Raw genomic sequence first — 14,567 nt, 5'->3', positions numbered from 1 at the left:
ACGGTCAATTCAAATCAAAAAATCAAAGAACGCTTGTATCTTATATATAATCAACCCGTTACGGTTGAAATTAAAAAATTAGCGCATCAGTAGTAATTGCAAAATACTAAATGTTAATCAAAAAACACATATAGCTTATAAATAACAATAGACACGTCGTTGATCACAAATATTACGTGACTTTTTTTTAAGTATATTTAGAGGATGTTTTGTGGGAGATTTGTCGCCAATAGTATCTTTAAATGCTTAACAAACACCCTCGTTAAATAATATTTTGATATGAGGAAAATAATCATTATGTTGTTATTACCATTTATATCGGTATGCACAGGGTTTGCACAGGAAAACCCTGATTATATAACTTCGGGTTATTATCAACTGATTTATGAGGTTAATATAGCTGATTCTGAAGGTAACAGGGAGTTAGCATTCAGCAAACTGCAACAGGCCGAGCAGGCATGCCCAATTATTCAACAAGATGCGTATCATGAAATGAGCCTTTATGCAGAGCTTCTTATTGAAAAAGGAGATTATGAAAAAGCTCTTAAATACATAACTAAGCTTGTTGGTGATTATGGCTGCAATCCTGCATCTTTTGATGAATTTGACGAATGGGTAACACCAGATTTCAAGGAGAAAGTGAATTGGAAAAGCCAGTTAAAACAACTGAAAGTTTTATATGATAATTTTTATACTCCCGAAAGAGAAGAATTAGCAAAAAAAATTAAGAAAATAACCGAAATCGACCAAAAACCAAGGCTTGCCATTTCGAAACAACGAGAAGGGGAGGCACTCACTCCGGAAGAACTTGAAAGTATAGAAAGTTGGCGTAAAACAGATTCTATTAACCGGGTGGAAATGGTGGAAATATTTAAGAAGTACGGTTATCCGGCTCAGCGAGTGATAGGCTCGAAAAATGTGTTCACCATAATGCGTTTAACGGCTCTTTTCTTGCATGTTTCTGATGGCGAAGATATATCCGACCTTGTATTGAAGTCTGTCCGGTTGGGGCAATGTTCTCCTTCTTTATATGGATTGATAATGGACAGGAAAAATGGCTTTTATAAGGATAATGATTCTACCTATGCTTCTGCTGCGAATGCTGAGATAGATAATAATCCTGATCACATTGCAAAAATAAATGCCAGGCGTCTGGCTGTTGGTATGCCTACCATAGAAATGAGCAAGCAAGAAACTGAGATTTTTAGAAGAAAAATGGAGTTAAGTGAATGAGTTTAAATTTAACGTTATGCGGAAATACAGGAGGATAATATCGATCTCTATTTGCTTGTTTATTGGAATTGCATTACAAGCTCAGGAAGCAGTTGATTATATAACATCAGGTTACTATCAGTTTATATATGAAGCGGATATTGCCCATCTTGAAGGCAACGATAGTTTAGCATATCAAAAACTCCAACAAGCCGAACAAGTTGCTCCATTAAAAGAACAGGATACCTATTACGAAATGAGCCTTTATATAGACCTTTCATTGGAAAAAGGGCACTATGAGAAAGCTGTGCATTACATGAATATTTTGGTCTCGGAATACGGTAGAGATCCAAGTACATTTTGGGATGAAGATGCTTCTTATTTTGCATCATTACAGAAACACATTAACACAGATTCCTTGTTAACTACTTTAAATCAAAAATTAGAAGTTTACTATTCACTCGAAAGAAAAAAAATTGTAGATGAGATAGTGCAAATGATTAATAATGACCAACGGGTAAGGATTGAGGGTCGTAGTTTGAATAATAAAGATGCCACAGATGCAGAAAGAGGCAAGGCGTATCAGGAGTGGTTGGACGTAGATGCATACAATGCTAAACGTATGTTGGAAATTGTAGATGAATATGGATTTCCGGGTTTATCGTTATATGGTTACAAAAATATTGTGGAATGCTATGGTGGTTTAACCGCTCTTTTCTTGCATATATCCGATAAACAAGATATTAAGGATGTGATTTTAACACAAATACGACAGGGTAAATGTCCTCCTGAGCTTTATGGGCTTATTGTAGACAGGCATATAGAGAAAAACGCGTGTGTAGACGATTCAGCTCTTATATACGCAGCATTTAGAAATAGAGCCGAAGCTTTAGTCGATTCTGAAATAATTGATCGAATAAATACTAACCGAAAAGCAATTGGTATGCCTACTATTGAAACTGCAAAACAAAGAACGTGGCTTAAGAACGAGAAAATGAAAGGGATTCCCATATTGACAAAAGACGGTAGCTTATAGCCCTTTGCGACAAAACTTAATTTTAAATAATTATGAAAAGCTTAAATTATTTCAAGGAACAATCTCTATCTCCTGCCAAGCTGAATAAAATTAAGGGTGGTGATCGTTAGAAATCATATTAGCCTTAAATTTTTATAATCAAAAAAACAAATATTATGTTTAATGCCATCAAAAGAATATGCTTGTTATTAATTTTTTTGTGTGTAGTAAATATAATATGCTATTCACAAGAGCTGTGTATCCCTTTCCATTTATCAGCCAATAGCAGTATAATATTGGAAGGGTATGAAATGCGGGGGAAGCCGTTGAATTTGTATTACGATTCAGGAACAACCGTTAGTACATTGAACAAGAATACTGCCTTAGAATTGGGGTTCAGTTATTCGGGAGATACATCATCAATAGAATCTTTAGGCGAACGTCATATACCGCTCTATTTTTTTACAAATCATTATATAGACCCTTATTTTTATTTGTTCCCATGTGCAATTGCTGAAGAAATTTTATACGATATGGTGGAAGAAGATGTTGACGGTATAGTTGGACATACTCCTTTTTTGGAAAAATACCTTTTGGAAATAGACTTCGAGAATAACCAATTGTGTTTTCGGGATACAATGCCTTTGTTTTACACAACAAACAGCCAAGTAAAAGCTGCGGTTTTGGTAAGGCCGGATTATGGTACAGAGAAAAAATACTCGAATTACTATTCTAAAGACTTTTTCAGCATCAGGGGTTCGTACACTATTGCGGACAGTATTATTTATACAACCTTTGTCTTAGACACAGGATGTCACTCATATTCTTTTGCTAATATGTTTGAAGAATCGCTTTTTGAAAAAGCCATTGAATACAAAAAAGAAAAATCGGCAATGTATGGCGACAGCTACCCAACATCGAGGCTCACGATTCCCGAACTTGGTGTGGATTCTCTATTTACTAACATGAGAGTAAAGAAAACCTTTGATAAAAAAGCAATTCACAAACAATATTTTGGCAACAAATCGGTTGGTGGCTATTTGGGAATAGATTTTTTTCTTCAATACAAAAAAATATTGTTCGATTGGAAAAACAAAATAGCCTATTTTTACAAAGAAAGTTAATGTAATAGATGAAAAAATTCCCCCATTACACCCAACCTGATACGATAGGTGTGTTTTTATATAATAGGTTAAAAATAACAAAATAACATCCGTTTTTAACAGATAATCGACCTATATTAAATATTTTCTCAATAAAATCATTTATCATTGCGAAACACGAAATGTTAATCAAAAAGCACAGATAGTATGCAAAAACTAATAAAAACATCATGATTTTTCAAATTATACAGCCGGTTTGTAAAATAGTAACTTACGTATCATGCACAACAGAAAAATATTCTTATTAATAGTCATATTGCTTTTGGGAAAAGCAACGGCTTTAGCTCAATGGAAATCGAGTGTAGACCCGCGTGTAGAGTTAACAAGTATTGTGTTCAGATATGCGGGATGCCACGAATACGTAAATAATCAGTTTAAAGCCTATGTAGAAGATGCAGATAAACATTTTAAACCTTTCGAGTTTCATCCTGCGGTTAATTACGTGCGTGAGATATATAGAGAAAATCTTGTTGGTTATGGTGCGGTTGCAGATGCGGCATATCACCTTAAAATCACTAAAAAAGGAATAGGGATAGACCCTGATAAAATTAGCCGATCGGATTTGGATAGCAGATGGACTAAAGATTCATTTGAAAAATTTGTAAAACTACTTAATGATTTTTATAGGGATACAAACTTTCAGAAATTCTATGACTCTCATAAAGAAATTTATGCCGCAGTAGAAGGACGTATGGATGAATTTCTTAATACGATTGACACAACATGGGTTGAAAATATATTTGGAGTAAAGTTTAACAGGCCGGATGTGTATTTAGGAATGTTAAACGGATATCATAATTATTCATCAACCGATAATGCGGCAGGACAGTTTCTGGTAATCGGTTGCGTTCCCGAGCATGATGGACTTCCCGATTTTACAAACTATCCTATCTCATCAACCGTCATACATGAATTGTTACATGGATTCACCACATCTCTTATCGATAAAAATTGGGACAGGATGGAAGTTTATGCTAATACAATTTATGAGCATGGAAATATAAAAAAAGTGATGGCTCGCAATGCTTATCAAGGAGCAAAAGTAATGATGTATGAGTGGATGAACAATCTTATGACATATTTTTATTTTTTTGATAATTATACTCCGGAAGAAAGACGTGTTTACGCTCATCTCGTGACAAACTATCATACTCGTGGTTTTATTTGGATGAAGCGATCTATCAATTTTATGAATAATTTTTATGTTAATAGGGAATTATATCCGCATCTCAAAGACTTCATGCCACAATTAACTGAATTTTTGAGATATACTGCTGAGAATATGAATCTCGTGCAGTTTGAATACGACAACCGAACGCCTTATGTTGTAAATGTATTTCCAGTTCAAGGAAGTACAATTCCTTGTGATATGAATCTTACACAAATCAGGATTAGTTTTTCTGAACCAATGAATGTTCATTCAAGGGGACTTCATCCTATAGAAGATTATGCAGGTAACAAAGACGAAAGATATACTTTACCCACGATTGATACAAATCTTGATTTTGCTAATCGTTCATATTGGGAAGATAATTGCACTTTTGTAATCAAAATAGAACCAAATTCGCTTGAACCAAATTCGCAATATGGAATAAGTTTGTCACGGAATTTTTTTCAATCGAAAGAGTTTTATCCTATAAAAGAAAGCTATAACATAATATTTAAAACATCAGAGAAATAAGAGTTTCCTAAGCCCGTAGTGCATTTAGGAAACAAAAGATAATTATCTGAAAAACAACATAATCATTTTGTCATTGAGTTGCCTACGCTCCTCGAACGTTGTTTCTGACTGTAGGGAAGAATCTCCTTTGCTAGTAGAGATGTTTCACTATCGTTCAACATGACAGTCGAGAATATTATTTTTGATATTATCAATCTACTTTTGGGACAGCCCCAAAAAAAATCGCATTAATGAACATATTGTGTTAGGAGTATGTTATTATAACAAACTTTTATGCGATAAATTTAAACTTTCAATTGCCAAAAACACAAATAAATGCAAGGTCTGTTTGTCATATTTGTATAAAAATGATTTTAAAACATTTCTTGAATTATTGATAATGCTATAATTTACTTGTAGCTTTGGAACAAAAATAACGCTATGGGATTACAGCACGCTATAGACACAATGATGAGCCGCAGATTCAAGGCACATCCTTGGCACGGTGTTAGTCTGGGTGATAAGGCCCCCGAAGTGGTAAGGACTTTTATAGAAATTGTCCCTACCGATACTGTTAAATATGAGGTGGACAAAGAAACGGGCTATTTGAGTATAGACCGTCCCCAGAAATATTCGAATATCATTCCGGCCTTGTATGGCTTTCTGCCTCAAACATATAGTGGACGCAGAGTTGCCGAACTTAGTAACGTTCGCTTGCAAAGACACGATATTGTAGGCGATAAAGACCCGATTGATATATGTGTGCTGACCGAGAAAGACATCACACACGGCGATATATTGGTGAATGCCCGTCCTATTGGAGGATTCCGATTGATAGACCACGGACAGGCCGACGATAAACTGATAGCCGTACTCGAAAACGATGCCATCTACGGCTCGTATCGCGATATAAGCGATGTGCCTTTTCTGGTAATAGAGCGTTTGAAACACTATTTCACTACCTATAAGGATATACCCGGCGAGCAGGAACGTAAGTGTATCCTGACCCATGTCTACGATGTGGAGATTGCCCGTGAGGTTATCCGCCGTTCTATCGAAGACTATAACGAGGCTTATGGTTTGAATCTGTAAAAGAGAAATTTTTTCCCCGAAATAAAAAGAAAAGCTCTATGGAGAATACGCACATTCCCATAGAGCTTTTTTTGTATCGGTTAAGGTTGAGATATCTTCAACCTAATAGCGGAATAAAAGCAAATGATAAAACTTAGATTTTATTTTTATTTAAAATCTTCACAACAAAGTATTTTTCTTTTAAATCTTCTATGGATAGGGTTTTATGAGAAGAGCAGTTATCGGAAGAATAGGATACTGACGGATCGTCAAATCGGTTGTATTTACGCTTTAAACAGTTTTCATTTTTAACTAATATTACGACTGGATTTTGTAATAATTCTTCACTAACTTCAATCCCTATTTTGAACGGAATAGTAGAGGTTTTTGCAAAATCATTTCCATTATCATGATAATTTCCTAAATATGATCCATAGTCTTCCCACCGAGCAAATCGAAGATTAAATGAATCTATCAAAACTAATTTATCACCAGATATCGAATAAGCATAAAAAACAGGAAGCAAAGGGTCTTTGCTTGTTGATGTTATTGTTATCCGCGCAGAAACATATTTATTACCTCTATCGGCAGTATTATAGAAATACCGACTATCGTATGCATCATAAGTGAAAGTTGTGGCAGTAGAGAAAGCGCCTACAGATATTTTATTATATCCAACTTGTATGTTAGGTTCCTCTTTTAGAGCTTTAAAACCTAAAGCTTTAATTCGATCCTCTTCTTCCTTAGCTTTTGCTTGCTTATCTAAAATTATTTGCTTCAGATTATTTGCCTCTCCAGATTCGATTGACTTAGGAAACAATTTTTGCAGTTCATTTATTTCTGTATTAGCTTCATTAAACTTATTCTCAGAAATCAATTTATTGATACTAATAAGTCTGTTGGAAGCTGGGTATTCCAATAATTTTATTGTTTCTTTCAATTGCTGATTTTCTTCTTCTAATTTAGAGACCTTGTTAACAAGATCTGTATTATTAGGATTAGAACTACACCCTATCAAGCACATAACAATAAATTGTATTAATAGAATTTTTCTCATTGTTTATTAGTTTTTTAAGGTTATAAACTTGGTCAATATTGCTTTGTCAACAATCAATTGTTAGTTACTCGCCTAAAACTTCGGCCAATTTTCTATCCAGTTCTTTACCACGGAGGTTTTTGGCTATTATCTTCCCGTTTTGGTCAATGAGCAAGGTGGCGGGTATTGAATATATGCCGTATAGCTGCCCTGCCGACGATTTCCACCCTTTCAGGTCGGACATTTGCGGCCAAGTGATTTTGAGCTTTTTGGTTGCGGCAAGCCAAGCGTTTTTTTCGCTGTCGAACGATATACCTACAATCTCAAAGCCTTTGCCCTTGTATTTGGCGTAGGCCTCAACAACATTCGGCATTTCTTTTATACAAGGGCCGCACCACGATGCCCAAAAGTCGATAAGGACAACCTTGTTTTTGCCGATATAGTCCGACAGGCTTACGCTTTTTCCGTCGATACCGGGAAGGGTCATATCTTTGTAAGATTGTCCAATGGCAGTGGCTTGCTCGGCTTGCTGTTTTTTGTCCTCAAATTCTTTTTGGCGTTTCTGGCCGGCAGCAAATATATCTTTGGCTTTGGGCGATACCTCGGCCAGTAGTTGCTCGTTTTGTGCTTTCGAAAACATGTTAGACCATGCTATGAAAAAGTATTCACCAATAGGTTTTTTGATATTTGTTTTTGTATAGTTAAAATAGCTGGCCACCACCTCTTCTTGCATCGAGTTGAAGGTTTTCTGCATCTGTTCTTCGCGTTCGGGAGTCATTTCGCCATCCTGTTCGGCTTGGCTGGCTTTGGCTATCAGAGCTTTTGCCTTGCTCTGATAGTTGAACGTAGGTTCAAGTACCGATTTGAAGAAAAGTTCGTTCTGAGGAGCTCCGCTTACAGTGACCGGAGTGCCTGTAAGGCTGTACGTAAGGGTTATGCTACCCTCCTCAATGATAACCGGAACGGAGTTGGGAATCCCTTTCCCTTGGCCTTGCAATATGCTTATATTGGCTGCATAGGGTTCTTTCGGGGATTTTCCTTTTAGCGTGTAAGTCCCGTTTTTTATAACAACGCTATCCAATAAGGTGGTAGGGTTGGCTTCGTCATTAAGGTTTTCTCTGAAAACAACGACAGAAAGCCCATCGAGGTCGTTGTTGGGAAGAATCCCTTTGAAGCTGAATTTCTGTGCCGAGCAGAACGACACTACCATCAGTACGGACGAGAAGAGTAGGATAATCTTTTTCATGTTTTTGTTGTATAATATTGATACTCTGTTTTTTCTGTGGTGTATTCGGGAAATAAAAATTAATTATTAAAGAAATAACATACATTCATTTTGTCATCCTGAGTGCAACGGAGGATCTTGAATAAGCGATACAGAGATTCTTCACTTTGTTCAGAAACAACGTTCGAGGAGCGTAGGCGACTCAATGACAAATGCTATAAAATATGTATAATAAATTGATCCGACGTAAACTCCCTAACTGCATCACGGGTATTCTGTTTTCTTATTTTATGTTTTCCAGAATATAATCGAATGCCTTTGTCAAGCCTTCGGTATTTTTGCCTCCTGCCGTTGCGAAATGAGGCTGACCTCCGCCCCCGCCTTGTATATTCTTAGCTGCTTCGCGGATTATTTGCGAGGCATTCAGTCCACTGGCAACCAAGTCGTCCGATAGCATGAGGGTAAGCATAGGCTTATTTTCCATGTGTGTAACGCCCACAAAAGCAGAATGTTTAGGATATTCGCCGCGGATTTGGAAAGCAATATCCTTGACCGTATCGGCAGGGAAGTTTCCTCTCAGCACGAAGAGCGATATACCGTTTATCTCTTGTTTGCGGCTAACTACCATATCCTTTATCTGTGCTGTTTTTTCTTTTACATACTCTTCCATCTTTTTCTTCATATCGGCGTTTTCCTCAACGAATTTATGGAATGCCTGAACCAAGTTAGGAGTGTTGTGCAACAAGGATTTCAGCTCGTTGATAACATCCTGATGGGCGTAAAACAGTTCTTCGCATGCTTCGGCCGTAATGGCTTCGATACGCCTTATACCGGCGGCGATGGAGCTTTCGTTGATGATGCGGAACGAACCGATGCGCCCCGTAGAAGATATGTGTGTGCCTCCGCAAAGTTCGGCCGACGAGCCGAAGCGTACAACACGCACATCGTCAGCATATTTTTCGCCAAACAGAGCCATCGCTCCCATAGCTTTAGCTTCGGCAAGAGGTATATTGCGGGCTTCGTCCAGAATAATGTCTTCGCGTATCTTTGCCGTAACACGGCGTTCTATGGTACGGATTTCTTCGTCGGTCAGTTTTTGGAAGTGCGAGAAGTCGAAACGCAACGATACCGGCGATACGTACGAGCCCTTTTGCTCCACATGCTCGCCCAGCACCTCCCTCAAGGCTTCGTGCAGAAGGTGTGTTGCCGTATGGTTGCACTCGGAGGCAGTGCGGTTTTTTGTATTTATTTTCGCTACGAACGAAGCGGTTACATCTTGCGGAAGGCGGTTCACGATGTGTACGGGCAGATTGTTTTCGCGTTTTGTGTCGATAACTTCTGTTTTGCCATTGTCGTCTATCAGCCAGCCGGTATCGCCCACCTGTCCGCCCATTTCGGCATAGAAAGGGCTACGGTTTAGCACTATCTGGTAGTAGGTTTTGCCTTTTTGGGTAACTTGGCGGTAGCGTAATATTTGTGCTTGGCACTCGGTGAAGTCGTAGCCGAGGAATTCGGTTTCGCCGTCTTTGAGTACCACCCAGTCGCCGGTTTCTACTGCGGCTGCGTTGCGGGCACGGTCTTTTTGCTTTTGCATTTCGCTGCTGAAGCCTTCTTGGTTGACGGTCATGCCGTTTTCGCGCAGTATGAGCTCCGTCAAATCGAGCGGGAAGCCGTATGTGTCGTAAAGCGTAAAGGCTTGCGAGCCTTCAATAACGGTGTTGCCGTTTGCTTTGGCTTCGGCCATAAGCTTGTCGAGCAATTTTATGCCTGTTTCGAGGGTACGTAAAAAAGATTCTTCTTCTTCCTTGATAACTTTCCCGATAAGGTCTTTTTGCTTTATGAGTTCGGGATACGCATCGCCCATCGTGTCGATAAGGGCAGGTATCAACTTATACATAAACGCCTGATGCTGGTTCAGGAAGGTGTATCCATAACGAACGGCACGGCGAAGGATGCGGCGGATAACATACCCTGCTTTGGCGTTGGAGGGTAGCTGACCGTCGGTAATGGAAAAGGCTATGGTGCGCACATGGTCGGCAATGACACGCATGGCGATGTCTTTCTTCTCGTCCTGCCCGTATGCCGTTGCCGCCAGTTGGGCAATAGCCATGATAAGCGGCTGGAAGACATCGGTATCGTAGTTCGATAGTTTTCCTTGCACGGCCATACATAGGCGTTCAAATCCCATGCCTGTATCTATAACCCTTGCCGGAAGCGGTTCGAGCGATTTGTCGGCTTTGCGGTTGAATTGCATGAACACCAAGTTCCATATCTCTATAACGTGCGGGTGGCTTTGGTTTACAAGCGTTAAGCCATCTACTTTGGCACGCTCCGCGTCGGGGCGGATGTCTATATGTATTTCCGAGCAAGGCCCGCAGGGACCCGTATCGCCCATCTCCCAAAAGTTATCTTTGCGGTTTCCGTTCAGTATGCGATCTTTGGGCAGATATTGTTCCCAATATCCTGCTGCTTCGTCGTCGCGGCCAATACCATCGCTGGGGTCGCCCTCGAAAACGGTAACATACAAGCGGTTTTTGTCCAGCCCAATAACTTCGGTCAGGTATTGCCAGCACCATTCTATGGCTTCTTTCTTGAAGTAATCGCCAAATGACCAGTTGCCAAGCATCTCGAACATGGTGTGGTGGTAGGTGTCGTGCCCCACTTCCTCAAGGTCGTTGTGCTTGCCGCTAACCCGTAAGCACTTCTGCGAGTCGGCCACCCGTGGGTACTTTATGGGTACGTTGCCCAGAATAATGTCTTTAAACTGGTTCATGCCCGCGTTTGTAAACATCAGTGTGGGGTCGTCCTTTATTACCATAGGGGCCGAGGGTACTATCTGGTGTCCCCTCTCTTTAAAAAACTCTTTAAAAGAATTACGGATTTCTTTCGAGGTCATCATACTGTTTCTATATGTTTTGTTCTTCAGTTTCTTTTATTTCGGTGTATAGTTTGCAAAAATAACTCAAAAACTTTATTTTTGCTCACCTCTTGACTATAAAGTTTTATGAAAGGGGAATGAGTAGCCCCACACCTGAATGAAAAAGAAAATATACTATTTATATAACCCGCAAACGCTTTCGTACGAGAGGTTCTACCCCAGTAAGATGCGCAAGGCGCTGGCCGTGGCGCGCAGTGTGGTTTTCGGGATGATTCTCGGTGTGATAGGCTTCTGGCTGGTTACCAACTATTTGCTCGACTCGCCCAAGGAGGTTGAGATGAAAAAAGAAAACAGGATGTTGCGTGCCAATCATGACCTTGTGTCGCGCCGGCTCGACGCAGCCCTGAAGGTGATGAAAGACATGCAGCAGCGCGACGATAATATGTACCGGGCTATTTTCCACACCGACCCCGTGTCGGCCGAACTCCGGAACTCAGGGATGGGCAACGCCGAACGGTATAGCGATTTGATGAACCTGTCGAACCCCGACATGATTGTACGTACCAGCCAAAAGATGGATTTGCTCTCGAAACAGATTTATATACAATCCAAGTCGTTCGATAATATTGTGGATATGCTCAAAACGCAGGAAGACCGCATACTGCATGTGCCCAGCATTCAGCCGGTGGCAAACAAAGACCTATCGAGGGTGGCATCGGGCTATGGTATGCGTATAGACCCTGTTTATGGTTCGCCACGCTTCCATTCGGGTATGGACTTTACGGCTAAGACCGGAACGCCTGTCTACGCAACAGGGAACGGAACGGTTATACATGCCGACTGGCGACAAGGATACGGAAACACTATTGTGGTAGACCACGGCTACGGCTATCAGACCTTGTATGCCCACCTGAACGCATACGACGTGAAAGCGGGACAGAAAGTGACGCGCGGCGACAAGATAGGCGAAGTGGGTAGCACCGGCAAATCGACAGGGCCGCATTTGCACTACGAGGTGCATGTGAAAGGAAGCCCCGAAAATCCGGCTAATTATTACTTCATGGATTTAACTCCTGAGGAATACGACCAAATGCTCCGCATATCGGCCAACCACGGTCAGGTGATGGACTAAGTAACTGTTATTAAATTGTTTTTGACATGAAAATTGATTTTGAAAACAGCACTCGCCTGTATTACTCCATAAAGGAAGTGGCAGCCCATTTTGGGGTGAAGGAGTCTTCGTTGCGTTTCTGGGAATCGGAATTTAAGGAAATCAAACCGCGCAAAACCGCAGGGGGAACCCGTCAATATACAAAGGAAGATATCGACATCATTACCGTGATATTCCACTTGGTTAAAGAAAAAGGAATGACGCTTGATGGCGCCCGCCAGATTCTACGGAACAAAAAAGACGAGGAAACCCGCCGTCAGGAAATATTGCGCAAGCTTGAAGGCATACGCAAAGATTTGAACGATTTTAAGGCCGCCTTCGATGCCCTCGATACTGACGATTGATGTGTTTTTATTATTTTTCTTTTTCCCACGCCGAATAGGGGTGTTTGAGCAGTTGTGAGTTGTAGTAGCGTTTGTCGCCCGTCACTTCTTGCCCCAGCCATTCGGGTTTGTCAAAATCTTCGGCACTGTTGTTCAGTTCTATTTCGGCAACAATGAGTCCCTCGTTTTCGCCGTGAAACTCGTCTACCTCAAAAACCTTTTCAAACATCTTGTTGCTTACGGCAGGTACGTAATAGCGCACCTTGTCTATAAAGCCCGGCTCACACACTTGCAGTAGTTGTTCGGCCTCGTCGGTGGGGATTTCTTTTTCCCATTCAAAGCGCGAAATACCGCTTTCGTCGGGTTCTCCCTTGATGGTGATGTATGCTTTGTTGCCCGTCAGGCGGATGCGCACCGTGCGCTCGGGATTGGACGATATGTACGCCTGCACGATGCGGGTGGAATGGATTGCGAACGACTTGAAGTCGCCATTGACCAAGAATTTCCGTTCTATCTCTAAAAGCATATCAATTGAGGTGTATATAAGAGTGTTATCTTGTTATTTCCTTTATCGCGCCCAATTCGGGATAGAAAGTTATTTTGATGGGCTGTTTGCCCGAATCCAGCTCTTTGGGAGCAAGCACTTCCTGTATGCCAAACTGCACAATGTCGCACACCTTTTGCACCAAAGTCTTGTTGTTGTACTCTATCTTCAGGTTGCCTTTGCTTGGCACATTGTAGATGATTCCGGCCGAGAATTTTTTGTCCAACGTTTTTTGGTCTTTTTCGCTCAAAAATACTTCTTCCTGAGGCGATTGGTTTGTCAAAGTCAGATAAACGGGGCTGCCTGCAAGGTTATCTTCGGCAACGATGCCCAATTTGGACGAGAAGCGGAAAATAATCCGGCGGTCGATGTTGGCCTCATCGGGAACAACGGAAAATGTTTTGCTACCGCTTTCGGTTTCTTCCGTTCCGGCAAACATAGAGGTGAGTGCTTTTTCCTGCTTGTCGAGCTGCTCCATCACCAGTTTGTAGGCATTGCCGTCGGGCGGCATATTGTCGGCCTCGCCGGTAAGTATATTTGTCCTTGTTTCGCGCAACAGGTATATTTGCTTGGCTATCAGTTCGGCCTGTTTGCTGGTTGAACCTGCCCTTAATATTTCTTCCGAAAGGAGCGATTTGGGGTTGGGCAAAGCATCCGGTTTTTGGGCTTCGGCTTTTGGTTTGGGAGCAGCCTCGAACAAATATTCGGCATTGATGGCACATATCACCCCATCTTGGGTGAGGGTGACGAATGGCGCAACGCTGTTCGACTTGAATTCAACCAGATAAGAGTTTTCCTTGTCGGGGATGCCCACAACGTCGGCACCGACATCGTTGAGCGTGTAAACCACCTCGTTTTTTGTTATGGGGTTCGATATGTTAAGGAAACGCTCGGCATATTGGTAAAACTCGCCTGCCTTCCGTGTTGTTTTGGTATAATTGGCGGTAATTGATATTGCCGATTTGGGCAGACTGTAAGCCACACCAAAATTATTGCCTTTCACGGCGCTCATCTTCACCGTGTTTTGAGCAGAAAGAGGCAGGAAAGCAAATGGCGTCAATAAAATACTCCACAAATATTTCATAGTTCTTTGTTTTATCGGATTTTCAAGAGATGCACAAAACTAACAATTTTCACAGACACAGGAAAACAAAGTTATAAATAATTGTTATTCATGCGAATCAGTATTTAAAAAATTAGATAAATAAAAGCGATGGCAATTTTGCCCATCGTATGTATGAGTAGTCCGGCAGTGGACCTTACTTTTTG

The 14,567-nt window shown here is 40.8% G+C and carries 12 protein-coding genes; 7 read left to right on the top strand and 5 right to left on the bottom strand.

Features of this window, described 5'->3' with window-relative positions:
- Positions 1-279: 279 nt before the first annotated feature.
- The 5 genes from M2132_RS11210 to M2132_RS11190 all read left to right on the top strand — a co-directional run bounded on the left by M2132_RS11210 (position 280) and on the right by M2132_RS11190 (position 6,142).
- Entirely contained in the window at positions 280-1,233 is a 954-nt protein-coding gene (locus M2132_RS11210; RefSeq protein ID WP_280673588.1) for a hypothetical protein, read from the top strand.
- Complete coding sequence (locus M2132_RS11205) at positions 1,226-2,248, top strand: hypothetical protein (protein ID WP_280673587.1); 1,023 nt, start codon at positions 1,226-1,228, stop codon at positions 2,246-2,248. Before M2132_RS11210 ends, M2132_RS11205 begins: the two co-directional genes overlap by 8 nt.
- Positions 2,249-2,523: 275 nt before the next feature.
- Positions 2,524-3,351 (top strand): hypothetical protein, encoded by an 828-nt coding sequence (locus M2132_RS11200; RefSeq protein ID WP_280673585.1) that lies wholly within the window; start codon positions 2,524-2,526, stop codon positions 3,349-3,351.
- 259 nt (positions 3,352-3,610) lie between these two features.
- Positions 3,611-5,071: a DUF4932 domain-containing protein gene (locus M2132_RS11195; protein ID WP_280673583.1), complete on the top strand. Its 1,461-nt coding sequence runs from the start codon at positions 3,611-3,613 to the stop codon at positions 5,069-5,071.
- Positions 5,072-5,518: 447 nt separating this feature from the next.
- On the top strand, positions 5,519-6,142 hold the full coding sequence (locus M2132_RS11190; protein ID WP_280673589.1) for an inorganic pyrophosphatase: 624 nt from the start codon (positions 5,519-5,521) through the stop codon (positions 6,140-6,142).
- Between the two features lie 133 nt (positions 6,143-6,275).
- Here M2132_RS11190 and M2132_RS11185 read toward each other — a convergent pair whose 3' ends face one another.
- The 3 genes from M2132_RS11185 to alaS form a co-directional block, all read right to left on the bottom strand.
- On the bottom strand, positions 6,276-7,178 hold the full coding sequence (locus M2132_RS11185) for a hypothetical protein (protein ID WP_280673581.1): 903 nt from the start codon (positions 7,176-7,178) through the stop codon (positions 6,276-6,278).
- Positions 7,179-7,242: 64 nt separating this feature from the next.
- Positions 7,243-8,403 (bottom strand): TlpA disulfide reductase family protein, encoded by a 1,161-nt coding sequence (locus tag M2132_RS11180; RefSeq protein WP_280673579.1) that lies wholly within the window; start codon positions 8,401-8,403, stop codon positions 7,243-7,245.
- A gap of 262 nt (positions 8,404-8,665) precedes the next feature.
- Positions 8,666-11,281 (bottom strand): alanine--tRNA ligase, encoded by a 2,616-nt coding sequence (gene alaS / locus M2132_RS11175; protein WP_280673577.1) that lies wholly within the window; start codon positions 11,279-11,281, stop codon positions 8,666-8,668.
- Between the two features lie 136 nt (positions 11,282-11,417).
- Here alaS and M2132_RS11170 point away from each other — a divergent pair, with 136 nt between their 5' ends.
- Both M2132_RS11170 and M2132_RS11165 read left to right on the top strand, forming a co-directional pair.
- The gene (locus M2132_RS11170) at positions 11,418-12,392 is read left to right on the top strand and encodes a M23 family metallopeptidase (protein ID WP_280673575.1); all 975 of its coding nucleotides are present in this window, start codon (positions 11,418-11,420) and stop codon (positions 12,390-12,392) included.
- 26 nt (positions 12,393-12,418) lie between these two features.
- A complete protein-coding gene (locus M2132_RS11165) occupies positions 12,419-12,775 on the top strand; it encodes a MerR family transcriptional regulator (RefSeq protein WP_280673573.1) in 357 nt (118 codons plus the stop codon).
- A 10-nt stretch (positions 12,776-12,785) separates the two neighbouring features.
- Here M2132_RS11165 and M2132_RS11160 read toward each other — a convergent pair whose 3' ends face one another.
- Positions 12,786-13,280, bottom strand: a complete 495-nt coding sequence (locus M2132_RS11160; protein WP_280673571.1) for a CYTH domain-containing protein — start codon at positions 13,278-13,280, stop codon at positions 12,786-12,788.
- Between the two features lie 25 nt (positions 13,281-13,305).
- Entirely contained in the window at positions 13,306-14,382 is a 1,077-nt protein-coding gene (locus M2132_RS11155; RefSeq protein ID WP_280673569.1) for a DUF4831 family protein, read from the bottom strand.
- Positions 14,383-14,567: the final 185 nt, after the last annotated feature.

Origin of the sequence: Dysgonomonas sp. PH5-45 (genome assembly GCF_029893235.1) — a bacterium.
Classification (GTDB): domain Bacteria; phylum Bacteroidota; class Bacteroidia; order Bacteroidales; family Dysgonomonadaceae; genus UBA1309.
The sequence above is the reverse complement of the archived record's forward strand: the minus strand, read 5'-3'. Positions and strand labels throughout refer to the sequence as shown.

Bases quoted from the DNA above. Each gene is read 5' to 3' on its own strand.
- M2132_RS11210 (WP_280673588.1), top strand. From the start codon at position 280: ATGAGGAAAATAATCATTATGTTGTTATTACCATTTATATCGGTATGC.
- M2132_RS11195 (WP_280673583.1), top strand. From the start codon at position 3,611: ATGCACAACAGAAAAATATTCTTATTAATAGTCATATTGCTTTTGGGA.
- M2132_RS11190 (WP_280673589.1), top strand. From the start codon at position 5,519: ATGATGAGCCGCAGATTCAAGGCACATCCTTGGCACGGTGTTAGTCTG.
- M2132_RS11185 (WP_280673581.1), bottom strand. From the start codon at position 7,178: ATGAGAAAAATTCTATTAATACAATTTATTGTTATGTGCTTGATAGGG.
- M2132_RS11180 (WP_280673579.1), bottom strand. From the start codon at position 8,403: ATGAAAAAGATTATCCTACTCTTCTCGTCCGTACTGATGGTAGTGTCG.
- alaS (WP_280673577.1), bottom strand. From the start codon at position 11,281: ATGATGACCTCGAAAGAAATCCGTAATTCTTTTAAAGAGTTTTTTAAA.
- M2132_RS11170 (WP_280673575.1), top strand. From the start codon at position 11,418: ATGAAAAAGAAAATATACTATTTATATAACCCGCAAACGCTTTCGTAC.
- M2132_RS11165 (WP_280673573.1), top strand. From the start codon at position 12,419: ATGAAAATTGATTTTGAAAACAGCACTCGCCTGTATTACTCCATAAAG.
- M2132_RS11160 (WP_280673571.1), bottom strand. From the start codon at position 13,280: ATGCTTTTAGAGATAGAACGGAAATTCTTGGTCAATGGCGACTTCAAG.
- M2132_RS11155 (WP_280673569.1), bottom strand. From the start codon at position 14,382: ATGAAATATTTGTGGAGTATTTTATTGACGCCATTTGCTTTCCTGCCT.